General features: G+C 62.0%; 17 protein-coding genes, 1 tRNA gene and 7 pseudogenes. 14 read left to right on the top strand and 11 right to left on the bottom strand.

Annotated features, from left to right (window positions below):
* Window positions 1-78 precede the first annotated feature (78 nt).
* From L0A91_RS02980 to L0A91_RS02945, 8 genes and pseudogenes are all read right to left on the bottom strand, one after another.
* On the bottom strand, window positions 79-429 hold the full coding sequence (locus tag L0A91_RS02980; RefSeq protein WP_235245811.1) for an SRPBCC domain-containing protein: 351 nt from the start codon (window positions 427-429) through the stop codon (window positions 79-81).
* Window positions 381-527, bottom strand: a complete 147-nt coding sequence (locus L0A91_RS19475; protein ID WP_397333778.1) for an SRPBCC domain-containing protein — start codon at window positions 525-527, stop codon at window positions 381-383. Before L0A91_RS19475 ends, L0A91_RS02980 begins: the two co-directional genes overlap by 49 nt.
* Window positions 524-1674, bottom strand: a pseudogene (locus L0A91_RS02975) (cystathionine gamma-synthase). Before L0A91_RS02975 ends, L0A91_RS19475 begins: the two are co-directional and overlap by 4 nt.
* Window positions 1671-3041, bottom strand: a pseudogene (locus tag L0A91_RS02965) (cystathionine beta-synthase). The pseudogenes L0A91_RS02975 and L0A91_RS02965 overlap by 4 nt, the downstream one beginning before the upstream one ends.
* Entirely contained in the window at window positions 3020-4336 is a 1317-nt protein-coding gene (locus L0A91_RS02960; RefSeq protein ID WP_235245809.1) for a histidine phosphatase family protein, read from the bottom strand. The pseudogene L0A91_RS02965 and the gene L0A91_RS02960 overlap by 22 nt, the downstream one beginning before the upstream one ends.
* Window positions 4333-5076, bottom strand: a complete 744-nt coding sequence (locus tag L0A91_RS02955; protein ID WP_235245808.1) for a zinc ribbon domain-containing protein — start codon at window positions 5074-5076, stop codon at window positions 4333-4335. Before L0A91_RS02955 ends, L0A91_RS02960 begins: the two co-directional genes overlap by 4 nt.
* Window positions 5066-5850, bottom strand: a pseudogene (locus L0A91_RS02950) (Nif3-like dinuclear metal center hexameric protein). The gene L0A91_RS02955 and the pseudogene L0A91_RS02950 overlap by 11 nt, the downstream one beginning before the upstream one ends.
* Before the next feature lie 94 nt (window positions 5851-5944).
* Window positions 5945-6017: transfer RNA gene (locus L0A91_RS02945), tRNA-Val, on the bottom strand.
* Between the two features lie 27 nt (window positions 6018-6044).
* Between L0A91_RS02945 and L0A91_RS02940 the strand changes: the two genes are divergently transcribed.
* From L0A91_RS02940 to L0A91_RS02915, 6 genes are all read left to right on the top strand, one after another.
* A complete protein-coding gene (locus L0A91_RS02940) occupies window positions 6045-6530 on the top strand; it encodes a GntR family transcriptional regulator (protein ID WP_311197973.1) in 486 nt (161 codons plus the stop codon).
* The gene (locus L0A91_RS02935) at window positions 6527-7219 is read left to right on the top strand and encodes an ATP-binding cassette domain-containing protein (RefSeq protein WP_235245807.1); all 693 of its coding nucleotides are present in this window, start codon (window positions 6527-6529) and stop codon (window positions 7217-7219) included. Before L0A91_RS02940 ends, L0A91_RS02935 begins: the two co-directional genes overlap by 4 nt.
* A gap of 169 nt (window positions 7220-7388) precedes the next feature.
* Window positions 7389-8222 (top strand): hypothetical protein, encoded by an 834-nt coding sequence (locus L0A91_RS02930; RefSeq protein ID WP_235245805.1) that lies wholly within the window; start codon window positions 7389-7391, stop codon window positions 8220-8222.
* Between the two features lie 12 nt (window positions 8223-8234).
* Window positions 8235-8573 carry a hypothetical protein gene (locus L0A91_RS02925; RefSeq protein ID WP_235245804.1) on the top strand — a complete coding sequence of 113 codons (339 nt, stop codon included), beginning with the start codon at window positions 8235-8237 and terminating at the stop codon, window positions 8571-8573.
* Between the two features lie 29 nt (window positions 8574-8602).
* Window positions 8603-8977, top strand: coding sequence for a hypothetical protein (locus L0A91_RS02920; RefSeq protein WP_235245803.1), 375 nt, complete (start codon window positions 8603-8605; stop codon window positions 8975-8977).
* A 557-nt stretch (window positions 8978-9534) separates the two neighbouring features.
* Window positions 9535-9780, top strand: coding sequence for a hypothetical protein (locus L0A91_RS02915; RefSeq protein WP_235245802.1), 246 nt, complete (start codon window positions 9535-9537; stop codon window positions 9778-9780).
* A gap of 266 nt (window positions 9781-10046) precedes the next feature.
* Here the strand turns inward: L0A91_RS02915 and L0A91_RS02910 are convergent, their stop codons facing one another.
* Together L0A91_RS02910 and L0A91_RS02905 are read right to left on the bottom strand one after the other, a co-directional pair.
* Entirely contained in the window at window positions 10047-10358 is a 312-nt protein-coding gene (locus L0A91_RS02910) for a redoxin domain-containing protein (protein ID WP_311197972.1), read from the bottom strand.
* A 168-nt stretch (window positions 10359-10526) separates the two neighbouring features.
* Entirely contained in the window at window positions 10527-10940 is a 414-nt protein-coding gene (locus L0A91_RS02905; RefSeq protein WP_235245801.1) for a DUF3052 domain-containing protein, read from the bottom strand.
* A gap of 224 nt (window positions 10941-11164) precedes the next feature.
* Between L0A91_RS02905 and aceE the strand changes: the two are divergent.
* Window positions 11165-13925 (top strand): annotated as a pseudogene (gene aceE / locus L0A91_RS02900) (pyruvate dehydrogenase (acetyl-transferring), homodimeric type).
* A 136-nt stretch (window positions 13926-14061) separates the two neighbouring features.
* On the opposite strand, the gene L0A91_RS02895 reads toward aceE, so the two are convergent.
* Complete coding sequence (locus L0A91_RS02895) at window positions 14062-14976, bottom strand: glycerophosphodiester phosphodiesterase family protein (RefSeq protein WP_235245799.1); 915 nt, start codon at window positions 14974-14976, stop codon at window positions 14062-14064.
* A gap of 80 nt (window positions 14977-15056) precedes the next feature.
* Between L0A91_RS02895 and L0A91_RS02890 the strand changes: the two genes are divergently transcribed.
* The 7 genes and pseudogenes from L0A91_RS02890 (at window position 15057) to fabF (ending at window position 20257) form a co-directional block, all read left to right on the top strand.
* The gene (locus L0A91_RS02890; RefSeq protein ID WP_235245796.1) at window positions 15057-15311 is read left to right on the top strand and encodes a hypothetical protein; all 255 of its coding nucleotides are present in this window, start codon (window positions 15057-15059) and stop codon (window positions 15309-15311) included.
* A 29-nt stretch (window positions 15312-15340) separates the two neighbouring features.
* On the top strand, window positions 15341-16258 hold the full coding sequence (locus tag L0A91_RS02885) for a CdaR family transcriptional regulator (protein ID WP_235245794.1): 918 nt from the start codon (window positions 15341-15343) through the stop codon (window positions 16256-16258).
* A 95-nt stretch (window positions 16259-16353) separates the two neighbouring features.
* Window positions 16354-17275 (top strand): annotated as a pseudogene (locus tag L0A91_RS02880) (ACP S-malonyltransferase); the annotation flags it as partial.
* Window positions 17276-17334: 59 nt separating this feature from the next.
* Window positions 17335-17532 (top strand): biotin/lipoyl-containing protein, encoded by a 198-nt coding sequence (locus L0A91_RS02875; protein ID WP_235245792.1) that lies wholly within the window; start codon window positions 17335-17337, stop codon window positions 17530-17532.
* Window positions 17529-18569 (top strand): annotated as a pseudogene (locus L0A91_RS02870) (beta-ketoacyl-ACP synthase III). Before L0A91_RS02875 ends, L0A91_RS02870 begins: the two are co-directional and overlap by 4 nt.
* A 69-nt stretch (window positions 18570-18638) precedes the next feature.
* On the top strand, window positions 18639-18887 hold the full coding sequence (locus L0A91_RS02865; RefSeq protein ID WP_220120756.1) for an acyl carrier protein: 249 nt from the start codon (window positions 18639-18641) through the stop codon (window positions 18885-18887).
* 120 nt (window positions 18888-19007) lie between these two features.
* Window positions 19008-20257: pseudogene (gene fabF, locus L0A91_RS02860) on the top strand (beta-ketoacyl-ACP synthase II).
* The last annotated feature ends 10 nt before the right edge of the window (window positions 20258-20267 follow it).

Below are 20267 nucleotides of genomic sequence, written 5' to 3'. Positions count from 1 at the left end.
CGAAGCGCCGAGCCAACAAGTATGCGGAAACGTGGGTGCTGTCGGTGAAAACTAAAGGCTAGTATGCTCAAACTCACTTCACCCCTGCTGCACGTGGGCCTGCAACGAATCGAGCACGCCAGCCCAACCGTCATACAAGAACCTGTCGCCCTGGCTGCCTTCAACGCCGCGCAGGTCGAAAGTTAGCTGAGTGCCGCCGTCAACCTCGTCGAGGTTAACCGTCACCAAAGGAGTGTCTTCTGGGTGTGCACCGGGAACGCCCCAGGTCAGCGAGAGCTTCTCGAAAGGCTCAACATCGATGAAGAAGCCGCCGGTCACGACGCTGTCGCCAGTGACGTCGTTGACCATTTCGTAGATGTATTTGCCGCCGGCTGCGGCGTTCATCTCGACAGTCTCGCGCGGGGTGCTAGACCCGGCGGGTGCCACCATTGGCTCACCTCGTCCGCCCTTGTCCAGGCTTGCCAGATCCGCTCTGGGGTGGCCGAGAGGACACGGACGATGGTGAAGCCCTTGGTGGCGTCGATCATGCCTGGCTGACCTTCTCCAATGCGTTGAGCACATCGACCACCAGGTCACCGCGGTCCTCGATGCCAACCGAAAGCCGGATGATGTTGTCCGGCACCTCCAACTCGGTGCCAGCAACCGAGGCGTGCGTCATCATCGCCGGGTAGTTCACCAGCGACTCCACGCCACCAAGCGATTCAGCCAACTGGAACAACTCAGTCGACTCGGCGAAAGCCTTGGCTGCCGCAGCGCCACCCTTCAGCGCGATCGAGACCATGCCGCCAAAGTTCTTCATCTGCTTGGCGGAAACGTCGTGGCCTGGGTGGTCCTCTAGCCCTGGGTAGTAGACGCGCTCGATCGCTGGGTGATCCACCAACGCCTGCGCAACTGCGGTGGCGTTGGCGCTGTGCTCCTTCATCCGGATGTTCAGCGTCTTGATGCCGCGAATGGTCAGGAAGACCTCCCACGGAGCCGAAACCGCGCCAGCAGCGAACTGGATGAAGCCAACCTTTGAGCGATCTCCTCCGAGCTCGTGACGACGAGGCCACCGAGCACGTCAGAGTGACCACCGAGGTACTTCGTCGCCGAATACACAACAATGTCGGCGCCGAGAGCCAGCGGCGTCTGCAGAGCGGGGGTGGCAAACGTGTTGTCGACAACCACGGTGAGGTTGCTCTCGTGGCCGACAGCAGCCACCGCTTCGATGTCGGAGATCTTCATCAGCGGGTTGCTGGGAGTCTCGACCCAGAGCATTTTGGTGTTCGACTTGATCGCCGACCGCACAGCCTCGACATCGCTCATCTCGACGGTGCTCAACTCCACGCCCCATGCAGCAAGGATCTGGTTGACGAGACGGTGCGTCCCGCCATACACGTCATTGCCCATCAGCACGTGGTCACCTGGTTGCAGCAGTGCGCGCAAGATCGCGTCTTCAGCTGCCAGGCCACTCGCGAAGGAAAAGCCGTGGTTGCCGCCGTCGAGGTCCGCAATCAACTCCTGCAGAGCATCACGCGTCGGGTTGGTGCCACGGGTGTACTCATAGCCTTCACGCAGGTCGCCGACGCTCTTCTGCACGAACGTCGAGGTCTGATAGACCGGCGGAATGACGGCACCGGTGGTCGGGTCGAATGCCTGGCCGGCGTGGATCGCGCGGGTGGAAAAGCCGTTCATGAGTTCACTTCGCTGACGTGATCGAGGATGTCCGTTGTCGTGAGAGTGGCAATGGGTTTGCCATCACTCATTGCGACTAACAACGCAACATGGCCTAATGCTTCCCGGGCGGCGTCAAAACTTTCGCCAGCGCCAATCAGGGTGGGCATCGGACCAACAACGGACTCAATCGAGTCAGTCGGCGAGACCGCGCCCGAAGCGAGCGCTTCGAGCAGATCGCCCTGGCTGAGGGTGCCTGCCACTTCACCCAAGACCACGGGCAGGTCAGCCTTCAGGACCGGCAAGGTATGGCCGGGGGCAGCCTTGAGCGCAGCGATAGCGTCGGCCACCGAGTGCTCGACACGAAGGTGGGCTATGTCTTCAGGCTGACGCCCCGTGACGGCGACGAGGTCAGCGACGCTGGTTCCTCCGCGGTCGCCATGAAGCCGTGCTGGGCCATCCAGCCATCATTGAAAATCTTGCCGAGATAGCCGCGGCCACCATCGGGCAGCAACACCACGACGACATCGTCTGGGCCCAGATCACGCGCTGCCTTAATCGCTGCGGCAGCCGCCAGACCACACGAGCCACCCACCAACAGACCTTCTTCGCGGGCTAATCGACGGGTCATCTCAAATGACTCGGCGTCGGTGATCTCGATAATGGCGTCGGGGATGCTCTGGTCGTAAGCGCCGGGCCAGATGTCTTCACCGACACCTTCGACGAGATACGGTCGGCCGCTACCCCCGAATACACCGAGCCTTGCGGGTCGGCGCCGATGACCTGGACGCGGTCTTCGGAAACGTCTTTGAGGAACTTGCCGGTGCCGCTGATCGTGCCGCCGGTGCCAACGCCTGCGACGAAGTGGGTGATCTTGCCTTCGGTGTCAGACCAAATCTCGGGGCCAGTGGTCTCGTAGTGGCTACGCGGGCCTTCGGGGTTTTCGTACTGGTTTGGCTTGAAGCCGCCAGGCGTCTCTTCCGCCAGTCGATCACTCACGCTGTAATACGAGCGGGGGTCTTCTGGCGAAACTGACGTTGGGCAGACAACAACCTCCGCACCGTATGCGCGCAGCACGTTGCGCTTGTCCTCGCCAACTTTGTCGGGGCAGACAAAGATGCAGTGGTAGCCACGCTGTTGGGCGATCAGCGCCAGGCCAATCCCCGTGTTGCCGCTGGTGGGCTCCACGATCGTGCCACCGGGCTTCAGTAGCCCTGCTCCTCGGCGGCATCGATGATCCGCTTAGCTATGCGGTCCTTCGATGAGCCACCGGGATTGAGGTATTCGACCTTGGCTAAAACGGTGGCGGAGACACCGTCCGTGACGTGGTTCAACTTCACCAGCGGGGTGTTTCCCACCAGGTCGATCACGGTCTGGGCGTAGCGCATGGTGATGTCCTCAGGCTTTCGGGGCTGTGGTTGCTAGGGACTGCAGGTGGTGCGTGTCGTTGAGGAAGGCGACGCGAGCGCCACCATCGGGCCAGATATCCAAGGCGGTAATTGAGGCCGGGTCGGTGGCCAACGCCCAGACCCGCTCGTGGTCCATGCCTAGCACTTCGGAGAGCACACAACAACGGTTTGCGGTGCGTTGCCACGATGACGGTGTCGCCCATGGCGACAGCGCGATGAAGTGCGGCTATAACCCGGGTGGCAAGGGCTCGGTGCGATTCCCCACCCGGCCTGGAGTAGTCGACGTCGCTCCAGAGGCTCTTGAGGTCCTCGCGACTTTGACCAGCGAGGTCAGCCATCGACATCCCGTCCCAGTCGCCGAAGGCTTGCTCGTCCCAGTCTTCGTCGACGGCGGCTTCGACTCCCAGCTGCTCGGCAATGGCGCCACCCGTTTGCTGTGCCCGGCGCAGCGTTGAGGTCAGCACGACTGCATCGTTGATGCCGTCATGGGCCAGGCGGTCTTTCATCGCTTGTCCTACGGCTGCCGCCTGCGCCAACCCCTCAGGCGCAAGCTCTGGGTTTGAGCCGCCGCGGCCATCCAACTTGCTGGCGAGGGTGAAGTCGGTGACTCCGTGCCGCACCAGATAGATGCGGGTCTCGCCAACAAGCGAGGCTCTGGCGGACATTGCGACTTCAGCAACCGGGGTACTGGAGTCATTGTCAGCGCCAGAACTATCGGCGACTGGGTCGTCAAACAAGCTGCCCTGGGCCGAGTCGCCCTGCGTAGATTTCGTTTCAGCGGCTGTTGCCTTCGGGGCCCGCACCGTCGCTGCGCTGGCTGCTGGCTCAACGTGATCACGGCGGATCGTCAGCCCATCCATGCCGTCATTCGACAGCGCATCGGCGGCCTTGTTTTCACCGCGAGGCATCCACTGCCAGGAGATCGATCCGCCCTGACGCTGAATGTCGTGGACCAGGTCGCGTGCTTCGAGCGCCAACCTTCGCATTGCTTCGTGCTTGATCTTCCAGCGGCCAGCCATCTGCTCGATGACTAACTTGGAGTCCATCCGCACGGCGACGTTGGCTTTTTCAGCCAACCCCAGGTCCACGACCGCCTGCAGGCCCGCGATGAGCCCCGAATACTCGGCGACGTTGTTGGACTCTTTGCCCAGTGGCGCGGCCCGCTCGGCGAGCAACTCCCCGGTGGCCACGTCTTGGACGAGCGCGCCGTAGCCGGCGACTCCCGGGTTTCCGCGCGATCCGCCATCGGCCTCAACGATGAGGCGACGGCTCACGAGGCGAGACCCGATTCAGGAGTGCGCACCAAGATGCGGCTGCACTCTTCGCAACGCAGCACCTCGTCCTCGTCGGCGGCCTTGATCCTGCTCAACTCGACTGGGTTGATCTCGATCTGGCAGCCACCGCAGCAACGTCGCGCCAAGGGCGCAGCGCCAGTGCCACTGTGGGCACGGAGCCGCTCATAGAGTGCCATCAAGTCCGAGCCCACGATGATGATGAGGTCTTCGCGGCCTGCCAAGACCTGTTCGCGCTCAGCAGCAATCTCTTGGAGTGTGGCGTCGCGGCGTTGCACAACTTCAGCCAACTTGGTCACTACGGCGTCACGGTCTTTGACCGCGGACTCAGCCTCGGCTTCAGCAATCTCGGCCTGCTCCATCACCTCAAGCTCTTCGTCCTCCAGCACACCCTGACGGCGAGCGAGAGACTCAAGCTCGTGCTGCATACCTTGCAGGTCCTTGGCTGAGCCCTGGCCAGCATCAAGGCGCTTGCGGTTGCGCTCGGCACGTTCGCGAACGACCGCGACGTCAGCCTCAGCCTTGCTGAGCACGCGCTTCACGTCGCCGTGCGCAGTTTCGGTCTTCACGACCTCTGCGTCCAAGTCATCTTGCTGCTTGGCCAGGGACGCCACCTCGGCGTGCTCGGGCAGCGTTTTGGCGCGGTGGTCCAGCTGAGCCAGCTTGGTGTCTAGCTGCTGCAACTCCAGGAGTTTGTTCTGCCGGGTGGGATCAGCTTTCATGCGGAGTCCTTGCTGGGAGTGGGTGTTGCCCCGCCGACGACGAACGTCCAGGGTCAGTGACGATGGTGCTCACATGCGCTTCCAGCGACTGCGCTGCATCGAAGTTGTGAGCGATCAGGCGGTCAGCTGGTCCTTGTAGCCACAGATACTCCGTGGCGAAGTGACCAGCATCAATCAGGTATGGCGTGCCGTTGCCGACGAGGGCTTCCTCACGGGCCTCGAGGGCGGCGTGGTGGCGCAAGTCGGCAGTCACATAGACATCGGCGCCGCTGCCGCGCACGGCACCGAACGCGCTGTCACCGGCCCCACCCAGCACAGCGATGCGCTGGACGACTGCATCGGCCGGGCCAGACACTCGCAGGCCAGCGGCTGTTGGGGGCAAGTTGTCGGACAACAAGCCAGCGAAGTCAGCCAGCGACATTGACGCAGAGAGGTCTCCGACGCGCCCCAACTCTTGGCCCTCGGTGATTTCGAGGGCTTGGGTCGTCGTCAGCCCGGCAGCCTGTGCCAGCGCCTGTCCGACCCCGGGGTCTGCGACATCGGCGTTGGTGTGGGCGCAGTAGAGGGCAACTTTGCGGAAATCAACCTGGTGACTGCCACGCCTTTGGCCGACGTCGTGGCGACCGAGTTAATGCCGCGCAGCAGCAGCGGATGGTGGGTCACGATGAGGTCATAGCCACCGGCGATAGCTTCATCAATCACGGCTAACGAGGGGTCAACAGCCAACAACGCCTTGGTCACAGGCTGCGTGGGATCCCCCACGGTGAGGCCCACTTGATCCCATGATTGGGCCGATTCGGGCGGGAAAAACTCATCAAGGGCAGCAATAACCTGTCCCAAGCGAAGCGCTGATGTTGAGTTCTCCACGTGGGCCCGGCCGGCCTCGAACCGACGACAACCGCGGTGTAAACGCGGTGCTCTACCAACTGAGCTACAGGCCCTGGGCGCATACACGCCGCGGCCACATTGTGCCATCTCTACCCACCAAATTGCGCATTGACGGACAACACATCTCGGTCTATGTTGCTTACATGGTTAATCAGTTGACTAATCAACCCATAGGGACCGACATGGCAGCGAGCAGCCCACAGGCGCCAATCTTTGTGGTAGTGGCCAAGTCCTTGGAGGATGACATCCTGCACGGCTCGCTGGATGAAGGCGCGCAAGCACCCTCGACCAACGAGTTGTCGGCCTTCCACCACATCAATCCGGCCACTGCGCTGCGGGGGCTCAATCACCTCGTTGATGCCGGCATCCTGCACAAAAAACGTGGTGTCGGCATGTTCGTCTCGCCCGGCGCTCGGGACGCCATCCGCGCGAGTCGTCGCGCAGAGTTTGGCCGCAACTTCGTGTTGCCCGCAGTTGCCGAGGCACAGGCACTGGGCCTGACCATCGATGAAGTTGTCGACGAAGTGCGCGCCGCCGACACCGCGACTGGCGGTGACTCTGCATGACCGAGCAATCAGTCGATGCGAAGGACACAATTTCGCACCAAGAATCCGTCACTGCCACCGGTATCAGTCATCGCTTCGGGCGGACCTCGGCGCTCACTGATGTCTCGCTCGCCATCATGCCGGGCGAGCTCACTGCACTCACCGGCGCCAATGGCGGTGGCAAGTCCACACTCATGCGCATCCTCGCTGGCCATCTCAGCCCAAGCAAGGGCGCTGTGACTCGGCCTCGCGACGTGATGTTGATGGCTGGCTGGCGGCCGCTGTGGGCTGACCAAACGGTTGCGAGCCTGGCTGGCCATTTCTCTCGCCGACACGCGGGTTTTGACCACAGTGTTTTCAACGACGGCCTTGCTGCGTTTGGGTTGGAAGCACGCTCGAAGTTTTCCAGCGTTGGGCAACGCAGCGCTGGCTTGGCCTGCTTGGCACTGGCCACCCGCGCCGAGTTCACCATGCTGGATGAGCCAGAGCGCGGGATGGATGACCGTAGTCGTTCGATCTTGATGCAACTCGTCAGCGACGAACTCGCTGAGCATCCACGCACACTACTGATGGCTACCCACCACATCGATGAGGCCGCACCGTGGTGCAGCAAATTCCTGGTGCTCACCCGCGGTCGCATCACCCTCGACGCCGAAGTCGACGAAATCGCCGAGCGTTACCACTGGGTGACTGGGCCCGAAGGCGCTTGAAGGCTTCCCGAAGCACTCGATCCTCAAGACGTCCACCTTGGTCGGCGCACTCGAGCCCTCGTCGATACCGCTGCGCTGCTCTCCCAAGAGCTGCAGCACCCCGGCTCACCGTGAACTCCGCGCAACTGAGTGCAGTCGTTTCGGCACTCACTCACGATCAGGAGGAATCATGACTCAGACACACGAAGCAGCCACGACCAGCCCTGACCGCACAGCCAAGACCGCCTCCTGGGGAGCATTCGCCCTCACGAGAGCCTTGATGGGTCGCTTTGGCTGGCGCCTCTGGATTGTTCCGGCCGTCGTGCTCCTGGCTGCGGTGGCTTCCTACTTGTCTCTGGAGGCCAGCAAGACCTCTTCGATGCAAAGACTGTCATCAGGCTGGACCTGGAGCGCTCTCATCTTCTCGCTGGTGCCTTGGACCATCATGTGGTGGCGCTGGGCGGTCCCCTTCGCCCTGAGCATGGGGCATACCCGAATTGTGACGTATGCCGTGGGGCTGGCCTACACGTCGGGGCTTCCCGCTCTCTGGTTCTTCTGCATGCATGCGCTGTCGCGTTGGGAAGGACAAACAAACCCTTTTGGTGGCCTGACGATCTTTGCCGGCACGCCTGATGTCGCATTCTTGCCCTACTCACAGATCAACGTCGGCGGCGGCAGCATGTTGGCTCCAGCTGGTAGCCCTCTGTGGGACGAAGTGACGGTGACTGATGTCGCGACCCACGCTATGGCGTCGACAGTCTCCTGGCTTTGTTTCGCTCTGGTCTTCGCCATCGTCGGGACTGTTTGGGCCGCTTGGGGGCTTATCGCCAGCGTGGTATCGGCTGCTGTTTTAACCCCTTTCCAGATTTGGGCAGGGTTTCAAATGCAAGCCTGGGTCGTCGAACTGGACGTGGCTACCGATTGGCAGGTGCCGATGCTCCTCTTCTTCAACGGCGTTCTGCTTTTGCCCTTCCTTTACACGCCAATTCACGCCTGGCTGTTCAGCCGAGTGCCAACCTCATGAAGGGACGAAGTCATGGCCACTGAAACAAGGATTCGCGAGACCACTGCTGTCGGCACCACATGGACCGTGACGCTGGCTCTACTCGGCCGCTACGCCTGGCGCGCATGGGTCGTCCCGGCCATCGTGCTCGTCACGGTCGCCCTCTGTCACCTGTACTTTGCATTGGGCTTGTACTACACCGGCGGCACTGAACGCGCCGGCGTGGTGCCGGAGCAAACAACCTCACTACCGATCACCGTTCTCTTGCTCTCGATCGTGGCGTGGTCGGTGATGTGGTGGCGCTGGGCCGCACCTTTCGCTCTCTCACTGGGGCTGCCTCGGCGTGAGACTTTGCAACGGCAGCCGGTCTAAGCCTGGCACTTCCGATTGTCTGGCTGGCTATGTTCACCGTTGGCACCTGGCTCGAGGTGGCCTTCCAAACTGATGCGTCCGTCTTGGGTTTTTGGCTCGACAACAGCACCTTCCTGTCGCCAATGCTGAGCGTGCTGGGCTTGGGTCCGATTGGCATTGTTGGCATTGGCGTTACGGGGACAGTCTGGGCTGGCTGGGGCCTAGCCAAAGCTGGCCTGACAGCGTTGGTCGCTGTGCTGGGCAGTTGGGCCTACGCAGCACTAGAGACCCTCATGTATTCGAGTTGGACCGACCCACCTCAGGGCCTCTCGACCCAAATCACACCGTTGATCATCGAGTTGCTGGTGATCACGCCGCTGATCCTGTGGGTCCAATATCGTTTCTTCCGCCGGCTCTCTGTTTAGCTCAGTACCCGCCACCCTGACGGCTCCATCGGACACGTCACACAAAGGGGAATGTCATGAATCTCGATATGCGACCTGCAGCAAGCAAAGCCAGCACGCCGGCGATCGCGCGAGCTTTGTTGAGGCCGCTACGCGTGGCGGTTGTGGGCCGTCCCGGTCCTTGTCACCTTCGCGTCGCTTCTGTCTGGCCTTTACCTGGTCATCAACGAACCATCGATTCGTTCAGCACAAACCGGTCGGATCTCTACCGGCTTTCCGGCAGATGTCTACGCCATCCTGGTCTTCGCGTGGGTTGTGCTGTGGTGGCAGAGCGCCGCGCCGTTCGCCTTGAGTTTGGGCTTCGCCCGCCGAAGAACTTTCCTCACAGCGGCGGTTCTTAGTTTCATCATCCCGGGCCTCTGGTCGGCGCTCTTCACGGCCTGGGCGGTTGCAGAGGCAACCCTTACCCCATACGGACGCGTCGCGCTGAGCCCAACGGCCGAGGGGCCGATGCGCTTTTCGTTAGGCGTATCGGACTATCTCTTTCACTTGGCCCTCTGGGCCTCGCCTGCCTCGGCGTGGCAGGTACGATTTGGGCCGGCTGGGGCGTCACCCGCGGTATCCTGAGTGTCGCTGTCGCGCTGATCGTGAACCTAGCGTTAGCGGCTATCGCGCTCTCGATCGCAGCGCTCTTTCTTGCCGTGGGGCAGGACTACCCCTCCATGGTTGTTGACCTCATGGCTCCGATGGCAATCGCCATTTTCGTGATCACACCGCTGATCCTGTGGGTCCACTACCGACTCTTCCGCCGAATGCCGATTTAGGAGGCAAGGCCATGACACTCACCCAACAGCAGCCCACCACGTCCACCAGAACAAGGCATGCCGATAGTCGAGGCCCTCGGTGGACGCTACGGCTGGCGCATCTGAATCGTTAACGAGGAGTCGACTCAACCGGCAGCGACATTCTTTGGATAACCCTGTGCGTCTGGCTAGCGACGTTGCCGCTCTACCTCTTCATCCACTGCAAACTGGTGCGGAGGCTTCCTCTTAGCAGAGCGAGACCAAGTGCGTCGTTTGATGGTGCAGCGTCAGATCAGGTGCTTGACCGCGTCGTGCAGAGTGCCAATGTCACGCTGCTGTCCAGGCCCGTGCACCAAGGACCAGTCGATCTTCATTTCCGGGCTCACAAGGAAAGTGCCACGGACAGCCATACCCGACTCTTCGTGGAAGACGCCATAGTCGCGGGCTACGTCACCGTGTGGCCAGAAGTCTGAGAGCAAGGGAAGGCGCAAACCTTCGTGAGCGCCCCAGGCTTTGAGGGTTGGTATCGGGTCGCACGAAACCCCGTAAACCTGCACTGCGTCATTGGAAAATCGATCAATGTTGAGTTGAACTTCCAACAATTCTCCGGTGCAGATACCGGAGAAAGCAAAGGATAAAACACCAACAGCGCGTGCTTGTCGGCTACGGCCTCAGACAGAGTGGTGGCCACGCCGTACTGATCGCTCAGGGTGAAGTCGAGCGCTGGCTCGCCGACTTTGGGCTGTCGAGGCCAAACTCAGGCTCGTTCACTTGCGTCCCACGAGTCGCTGAGAGACCCAGTCGGTGCCAATCGGGACGGCACCGGCCGCAGTCAGACCAGAGGTGTTGCACGCATCTTGCAGTTCATGGGCCTCGACACGGTCGGGGCTACTGATGCCAGGCGTCGCCACGGCGATAAAGCCGCCTTCTTCCACCATGGTGAGTGCGTCGACCAACTCATCAGTGAGGTCCCCGTCGCCTTCGCGCCACCAGAGGAGCACGGCATCGACGACTCCGTCGTAAGCCTCGTCTTCCAACGGTGACTCAACGATCTCGGCAATTGCTGCGCGGAAGTCTTCGTTCACATCTTCGTCATACCCAAACTCGATGACGATCTGTCCGGCCTTAAAGCCCAACTTCTTCACCGGTCCGGCCAAGCGGCCGCTATCGGTGCCTGCCACGTTCCACTCCTTTCAGAGGTTGCTCGGTCTCCTGATGAGACGCGAACACTGATGTAAATACCAACCTAGTGTTACGCAAGCACGCCGCAGAGTCGACTGGCAGGGGGAAAAGCCCTATTTCCCTGTCAAATATTCTCGGTTGGGCCACCGAGACTGTCGCCGTGCATACCGCCGTGACAGACTAATCCCCGAATACGACTGACCAACCAGAGAGAGGACGCGCCGTGGCGAATGACCGAGGCAACTCCGGTCCCATCCTGAACGGGCTCCCGAGCCAAATCCCGGACACGGACCCTGAGGAAACCGAGGAGTGGTTGGCGTCTCTTGACGGTGCCATCGACGCTGGCGGTCGGCGCAGGGCGCGCTTCCTCATGCTCAAGTTGCTCGAGCGAGCCAGGCAAGAGCAGGTCGGGATTCCTTCGCTGACGACGACGGACTACATCAACACGATTAGCCCTGAGTCCGAGCCTTGGTTCCCCGGTGATGAAGAACTCGAGCGCAAATACCGCGCCTGGATTCGCTGGAATGCCGCGGTCATGGTGCACCGCGCTCAGCACCCGGACATCTCTGTTGGTGGGCACATCTCCACGTATGCCTCGGCTGCGACTCTCTACGAAGTGGGCTTCAACCACTTCTGGCGCGGCCGCGATCACGAAGGCGGCGGAGACCAGGTCTTCTTCCAGGGACACGCCTCCCCCGGTATGTATGCACGCGCCTTCATGGAGGGCCGGCTCAGCGAAGACCAGATGAATGGCTTCCGTCAGGAAAAGAGCCACATTGTCGACGGTGAGGTCAAGGCGCTGCCTTCCTACCCACACCCGCGCAGCATGCCCGAGTTCTGGCAGTTCCCGACGGTGTCGATGGGCCTTGGCCCGATGAACGCCATTTATCAGGCGCAATTCAACAAGTACATGCACAACCGCGGGTTGAAGGACACGTCCAAGCAGCAGGTGTGGGCCTTCCTCGGTGACGGCGAAATGGATGAGCCCGAGTCACGCGGTCTGCTTCAGGTCGCAGCTAACGACGAGTTGGACAACCTCAACTTCGTCATCAACTGCAACCTGCAGCGACTCGACGGACCGGTGCGAGGCAACGGCAAGATCGTTCAGGAGCTTGAGGCGTACTTCCGCGGGGCCGGTTGGAACGTCATCAAGGTCCTCTGGGGCCGCGGCTGGGACCCGCTCATTGAGGGCGACAACTCCGGTGCTTTGGTCAACCTGATGAACACCACGCCAGACGGTGACTTCCAGACGTTCCGCGCCAACGATGGTGCCTACATCCGCGATCAGTTCTTTGGCCGCGACCCGCGGACCAAGGAACTCATTAAGGACTGGTCTGACGAAGAGATCTGGTGGAAGCTTAAGCGTGGTGGCCACGACTACCGCAAGGTCTTCGCTGCCTACCAGGCCGCGCAGAACCACACTGGTCAGCCCACCGTTATCTTGATGCACACGATTAAGGGCTACAGCCTCGGCAGTCACTTTGCTGGTCGTAACGCCACGCACCAGATGAAGAAAATGACCCTGGATGACCTTAAGGACTTCCGCGACGGGCTGAAGATCCCGATCACAGACGAGCAGCTTGAGGCAGATCCGTACGCGCCTCCGTATTACCACCCTGGTGCCGACGACCCGGCCATTAAATACATGATGGAGCGTCGGGAAAAGCTTGGTGGCAATGTGCCGGAGCGCCGCCCGCAGGCTGGCAAAAAGCTCAAGTTGCCCGACGACAAGGCCTACAAGGCCGCAAAGAAAGGCTCGGGTAAGCAGGGCGTCGCCACGACGATGGCGTTTGTCCGTATCTTCCGCGATTTGATGCGCGATAAGGAGTTCGGCCCGCACATTGTGCCGATCATCCCGGATGAGGCCCGAACCTTCGGTATGGACAGCTTCTTCCCGACGGCGAAGATTTATAACGTCAACGGGCAGAACTACAACTCGGTCGACGCTGACCTGATGCTGGCCTACAAGGAGTCCGTCTCCGGTCAGATCTTGCACGTTGGCATCAACGAGGCTGGCTCGCTAGCCGCGTTGACGGCTGCTGGCTCGTCGTATGACACACGGTGTGCCGATGGTGCCGTTCTATGTCTTCTACTCGATGTTTGGCTTCCAGCGCACCGGTGACAGCATTTGGGCTGCCACCGACCAGTTGACTCGCGGCTTCATGATTGGCGCGACCGCTGGCCGCACGACGCTCACCGGTGAAGGTCTGCAGCACGCTGATGGTCACTCACAGATGTTGGCCGCGACGAACCCAGCGGTTGTGTCATATGACCCGGCCTATGGCTACGAGATCGCGCACATCATCCGCAACGGGCTGGACCGGATGTATGGCGAGACGCCGGAAGACATCTTGTACTACATCACCGTTTACAACGAGCCGATGGAGCAGCCTGCTGAGCCTGAGGACGTCGATGTCGATGGCATTTTGCAGGGCATGCACCTGGTCAAGGCTGGCGAGGACGCCGGTGAAGGTAAGCACGTGCGCCTCTTGGCCTCGGGTGTTGGCATGTTGTGGGCTGAGGAGGCCCGCAAGTTGCTGCTCGACGACTGGGGTGTCACTGCTGACCTGTGGTCGGTGACTTCGTGGACCGAGTTGCGTCGTGAGGCTATGGACTGCGACGAGGACGCGTTCATGGATTCAGACGCCGAGCGTCGCGTCCCGTATGTCACCCGTCGCCTCTCCGAGGGCAATGGCCCGGTCATCGCGACCAGCGACTGGATGCGTCAAGTGCAAGACCAGATCGCGCAATGGGTCCCGGAGGACTTCTACGCGCTCGGCGCAGATGGTTTCGGTTTCGCCGACACCCGCGCCGCAGCCCGTCGCTTCTTCCACATTGATGGCCCATCCATGGCGGTCAAGGCCCTGCAGATGCTGGCGGATCGCGGCGAAATCGACCCGTCGGTCCCGCGCGAAGCCTTCAAGAAATACCGCATCGACGATGTGCGTGCCGGCAAGTCCGGCCAAGCAGGCGGCGACGCCTAAGTAACACGCAAGCGAAAAGCGCCACTCCTCACTACTGGGGGTGGCGCTTTGCGTTGCCACCAGGCATCTCGCGCAGCAACGGCCAGATCGGGGTGATCGCTAAAAACTCCGTCAACACCCAGGCCCAACAAGGCCGTCACTTCTGCGGCCACATCGCCGTGCTCACTGGGGGCTTCGCTTGATTGCCAGGCCTGTGCAAGGAAGGCATTCTCCGCCCGGCACGTCCAGGGTGCACCACGAGTCCAGCAAGATGGGCTCGCTCGACGAGTGACGGCACGCCGGGCAGTGGGTTCAACAGCAGTGGGTTCAACACCAGGTCCTTGTGGGGGCCAAGTGCATCGACGTCGCCCGCCAATTCGCTCAGTCCCGTTGCGGTGAGCCACTCCGCGTAGGTCTTACCGGTCGGGTCCCCAGCCGGCGCGCCATCAGTGTCAGCGAGAAACACCAGCCTGGCCCGACAGCCAAGGTCGCGACGCAGTTTTCTCAGGTTGCCGACCTCGAACGACTGGATATATATCGGAGCATCAGCATGGTTGAGTCCGGCATCCGTGATCACCTTCATCAGCGGCTCTTCCAGAGCCAACCCCAAACCCGCAAAGTATGTCGGGTGCTTGGTTTCCGGATAGACGGCCAGCTCGCGAGCAAGCTCATCGCTGAGCCGCTCGCGCAGCGCCAGAATCTCCTCAAACCTGGGCACCGCATACAACCCGTTGTAGTCCGTATTCGCGGGCCTCAACTGCGGGATCCGCTCGATGGCGCGCAGCGTCTGGACTTGCGCCCAGGTCAGGTCCTCGGTAAACCAGCCAACAACCTCGGTGCCGTCGATGACCTTCGTTGTGCGGTAGTCCGCAAACTCGGCTCGCTGCGCAATGTCGGTCGTTCCTGAGATCTCGTTCTCGTGACGGGCCACCAACACCCCGTCGGCAGTCGACACCAAGTCTGGCTCCAGGCAATCGGCCCCCATTCGAGCCGCCAATTCATAGCCGGCCAAGGTGTGCTCGGGTCGATACCCGCTAGCGCCGCGGTGGGCAATGATCAAAGGCTGCTCCATTCCCCCATCACACCTTCATTGTGAATCTGGCACAACTGCAGCCGCCCACGACAGCACCGATGGGGACTAGAGTTGACCCCATGCCTGCCGACCATCCGCGTGACTTGCCTGCCCGCCACGCTGGCACCGTGGCCACCGCAGCGGCTCAGCGGATGGAGGCCGATCTCGCTTGGTATCGAGAGCTTTCTGCCGAGGACCGCTCGTGGGTTTCACTTGTCGCCCAGGCTGGGGTGGCGGCATTTCTTTCGTGGTATCGAAGTGGAGCCGATCAGCCGACGATTGCCTCCGACATCTTCGGCACGGCCCCACGCGAGTTGGCCCAAAGATCAGCCTGAGCCAGACTCTCGATCTCGTGCGCACGACCGTGGACACTGTTGAGGACCATGTCGCGCTGTTGGCTGATGTTGAAGATCAGGCGCAATTGCGTGAAGGTGTCTTGCGCTATTCGCGGGAGGTCGCCTTCGCCACTGCCACCATCTATGCCTCGGTCGCCGAATCTCGCGGCGCTTGGGACGCGCGACTTGAATCTCTCGTCGTCCACGCGGTGGTCCGCGGTGAAGCCGACGACACGCTGCGTAGCCGAGCCGCCGAGTTGGAGTGGTCGGATGTCACTTCGGTGGCTGTGCTCGCGGGCACAGCGCCCCGACCTGTGGGTTCTTCCAACGCTGGCACTGTCTTGGTGGCAATCCGGCAGGCGGCTCGGCGCGCAGGTATTGAGGCATTGACGGCGGTGCAAGGCAATCGATTGATCTGTGTCCTAGGCCGAACAACCGACCCGCTAGCGCACGCCACCGTCTTGGCCCCCAATTTTGGGGAGGGCCCGGTCGTCATCGGACCTGTTGTCCCCCACCTCTTTGCGGCCGGCCGTTCAGCGCGCGCGGCTTTGTCTGGGCTCGACGCCGTCCATGCCTGGCCGCAAGCGCCGCGACCGGTCAGCGCCGACGAATTGCTCCCCGAACGCGCGCTGCTCGGAGAAGCCCCCGCCAGGCGAACTTTGGTAGATCGCGTCTACAAGCCGCTGCGCGATGAAGGCTCGTCGTTGCTGGAAACTGCGCAGGCATTTATTGAGACGGGTGGTGCGCTGGAGGCAACTGGTCGCCTCCTCTTTGTGCACCCCAACACGGTGCGATATCGCCTGCGCCGGATTGACGACATCGTCGACGTGGACCTGACTTCGTCGCGTGGCGCCTGGGTCGCGCAGATGGCCTTGTCGCTGGGTCTACTTAGCGAGCAGCGTTCCAGTGTGTGGCGCGACACAATGAGCAGTCGTCCTCGCCAGTAACCTGCCCCTTTTGTAGGATCCCTACAAACACCACCGGCGTATCTGGTCGGCATCGTTGACACATGTGGAGACTTTCACCCGGCAGAGTGGAACACGTGCTAGCAATTGTTGCGCCCGGACAGGGCTCCCAGACTCCCGGCTTCCTCGCCCCTTGGCTTGAACTGCCCGGTTTCCGTGATCGCATGGAGTGGCTCTCCGCTGTGGCCTCAATGGACTTGGTCGCACACGGGACCACTTCCGACGCTGCGACGATCAAAGACACTGCAGTGGCCCAGCCACTGATTGTTGGCTCAGGACTCATCTCGCTGCTCGCGCTCTTCCAGCACCCGGCCGACGGCTTCCGCGCAGTCGGAGTTGGCGCCGGTCACTCGGTCGGCGAAATCACCGCCGCCTCAGCCGCAGGTGTGTTGAGCGCCGAGCAGGCCATGGTGTTTGTGCGAGAGCGTGGCCGCGGTATGGCTGAAGCCAGCGCTGCCCGCCCCACCGGTATGTCTGCAGTCGTGGGCGGAGACGCCGACGAGGTTGCGGCCGCCATCGCGCAGCACGGTCTGACGCCAGCCAACATGAACGCCGCCGGACAAGTCGTTGCCGCTGGCACGCACGAGCAGTTGGCCGCGCTGAAGGACAACCCACCCGCCAAGGCACGAGTCATCCCGTTGCCGGTTGCAGGCGCCTTCCACACCGAGCACATGGCCCCAGCAGTCGACACCCTCGGCCGCTACGCACGAGCAATTTCGGTGCACGACCCCCACCAAACTGGTCTCGAACGCCGACGGCAACGTCGTGCAGGAGGGCCGCGAGGTCCTGCGTCGACTGGTTAGCCAGGTTTCCAGCCCGGTCCGTTGGGACCTGTGCATGCAGACCTTCGCTGATCTGGGCGTGACCGGCCTCATTGAGATTCCGCCGGCGGGAACCTTGGCTGGCCTGGCCAAGAGGGCCATGCCTGGCGTTGAACTCCTGGCGTTGAAGACCCCCGATCAGCTTGATGAAGCACACCGGATGATCCGCGAGCACTCCTCGGACGAGGACGAAGCCGAGAGCCCCACCTGGCGCCTGATCGTCTCTCCCGAAAGGGAATGCTGCAGCACGTCGTCGCTGTCGGCGACACGGTCGCACCAGGCGATGTCATCGGCCGCATCGAAGGCCGTCGCGATGTGCACGAGGTCAAGGCTTTGCACCCGGGCCACGTCACTGAATGGCTAGCCGAGCCCGGCGACCCAGTCGCCCCCGGCCAACCACTGCTGCGTTTGCACCCCACGGAGGATTCCGAATGAGCACGCCCAAGCCCAACCAGCCCGCTCTCACCATTCCGCCCGCGGTCCAGCACGCTCGCATCCACGGTTTGGGCAGTTACCGCCCCGAGCGTGTGGTCAGCAACGCCGAAATCTGCGAGAACATCGACTCCTCAGATGAGTGGATCCAGCAGCGCACTGGAATCATTGAGCGTCGCTTTGCCGCCCCAGACGAGTCGATCATCGACATGTCCGAGGCCGCCAGCCTGCAAGCCATGGAGCAAGCCGGTGTCACTGCCGACGACATTGACTTCATCCTGTTCGCGACGATCAGCCACCCGTACCAAACCCTGCGGCCGCTCCCTCTTGGCCATTCGGTTGGGCATTTCAAGCCCCGGCGCCCTCGACCTTTCGGCAGCCTGCGCTGGCTACTGCTACGGCATTTCGATGGCCAACGACATGGTCCGCTCCGGTAGTGCCAAGCATGTTCTCGTCGTCGGGGTTGAAAAGCTCTCAGACTTCGTGGATCCACACGATCGCGGCAGTGCCTTCATCTTTGCTGACGGAGCAGGCGCGGCTGTCGTAGGACCCAGCGACTTCCCGGGCATTGGCCCGACGCTGTATGGCTCGGACGGTGAGAAGTGGGACAACATCGTCCAAAGGACTCCTGGCTCAACCTGCGCGAAGCGATTGAGAACCCCGAGTCTGGCTTGACTCCTCGTTGGCCTTACATCGAGATGAAGGGTCAGTCGGTCTTCCGCTGGGCCGTCTTCTCGATCGCGCCGATAGCCAAAAAGACCCTAGAGGCCTCTGGCGTCACGCCAGACCAACTCGATGCCTTCGTGCCACACCAGGCCAATATGCGTATCTCCGATGCGATGGTCAAGGCGATGAAGTTGCCAGAAGACGTCCCGGTTGCCCGCGACATCGCCACGACGGGCAACACTTCAGCAGCTTCGGTGCCGCTGGCTATGCACCGGATGCTCCAAGCAGGCGACGTCCCTTCGGGTGGCCTTGCCCTGCAGATCGGTTTCGGCGCTGGGTTGGCCTATGCCGCTCAAGTCGTCGTCATGCCGTAACCACACCCTCCCGTGGCCCGGCGGGTATCCCGGGTCAGCCTCAAGCCGACAACACCAAGGAGAAACACCATGGCACTGAACGAAAACGAAATCCTCGCCGGCCTGGCCGAGATCGTCAACGAAGAGACCGGCGTTGAGACCGACGCAGTCGAGATGGACAAGTCCTTCACCGAGGACCTCGACATTGACTCGCTGTCGATGATGACCATCGTCGTCAACGCTGAGGACAAGTTCGGCGTTCGCATCCCGGACGACGAGGTCAAGAACCTGACCCACGTCCGCGATGCCGTCAACTTCATCAACTCGAACCAGGGCTGATCCACTTTCGGTCCGGTATGCCGCGCACGCCCCCGGGCAGTGCCGCATACCGGGCCTTGGCGGTCCCCACCGCCACTGCACTGCCTAGGTCTGAACTCGTAATTGCTGAGGAGCCACAGAATGTCCGCCAATAGTGAGCGTCGCGTAGTCGTCACCGGGTTGGGTGCAACAACCCCCGTGGGCGGCACCATGACCGAAACCTGGGAATCGATTTTGGCGGGGCGCTCCGGCGCACGTCCGTTGCCTCAGGAATGGCTCGATGAATACGAGCTGCCCGTTACTTTTGCCGCCACTCTGCAGACCAAGCCCAGCGAAGTGCTGCCTAAGGTCGAGGTTCGCCGCAATGACCCCGCTGGCCAGTATGCCCTCATCGCTTCGCGCGAAGCGTGGGCTGACGCCGGCATTGAGAACGTCGACCAGGAGCGCTTCGGCGTCGCTATCGGCACCGGCATCGGTGGCGTCTGGACGCTGCTCGACCAGTGGGACGTCCTGAAAGAAAAGGGCCCCCGCCGCGTCTTCCCGCTTGCTGTGCCCATGCTGATGCCCAACGGCCCCGCCGCTGCGGTCTCCTCGACCTGTCCGCACGTGCCGGTGCGCACTGCCCCGTGAGCGCGTGCGCTAGTGGCGCTGAGGGTATGGGCATGGCCGCCAAGATGATTCGGGACGGTCGCGCAGATGTCATGGTCGCCGGTGGCACTGAGGCAGCAATGCACCCACTGCCGCTGGCCGCTTTCTCCCAGATGAAGGCGCTGTCGACTCGCAACGACGATCCAACCGCTGCTTCTCGCCCCTACGACGTCAACCGCGATGGCTTCGTCATGGGCGAAGGCGCGGCAATGATGGTGCTGGAGTCTGAAGAGCACGCGTTGGCGCGTGGAGCCCGGATCTACGCCTACCTTTCCGGTGTCGGTATGTCGTCGGACGCGTACCACATCACCGCAGGTGAGCCCAATGGTGAGGGCGCTGCCCGCGCCATGGTCGAGGCTGTCGAAGACGGTGGCCTGCAGTTGAGCGACGTCAAGCACATCAACGCACACGCCACCTCAACCCCAGTGGGCGATCTGGCCGAGACCAAGGCAATCAACCGAGCGTTCGGTGATTTGGCTCCCACCATTCCGGTGACGGCAACCAAGTCAATGACTGGACACTTGCTGGGTGCTGCTGGCGCTCTCGAAGCCCTGATCACCGTGTTGAGCGTTTATCACCGCACCGTTCCGGCCGCGATCAACTTGGTCGACAAGGACCCTGAGATCAACCTCGACGTCGTCACCGGTGAAGCACGTGCTTTGCCGGACGGAGACATCGCAGCGTTGAACAACTCCTTCGGCTTCGGCGGCGCCAACGTCGCTCTCACCTTCCGGAGCGTCTGATGAGTGTCCA

Source organism: Ornithinimicrobium sp. INDO-MA30-4 (assembly GCF_021535045.1).
Classification (GTDB): domain Bacteria; phylum Actinomycetota; class Actinomycetes; order Actinomycetales; family Dermatophilaceae; genus Ornithinicoccus.
The sequence above is the reverse complement of the archived record's forward strand: the minus strand, read 5'-3'. Positions and strand labels throughout refer to the sequence as shown.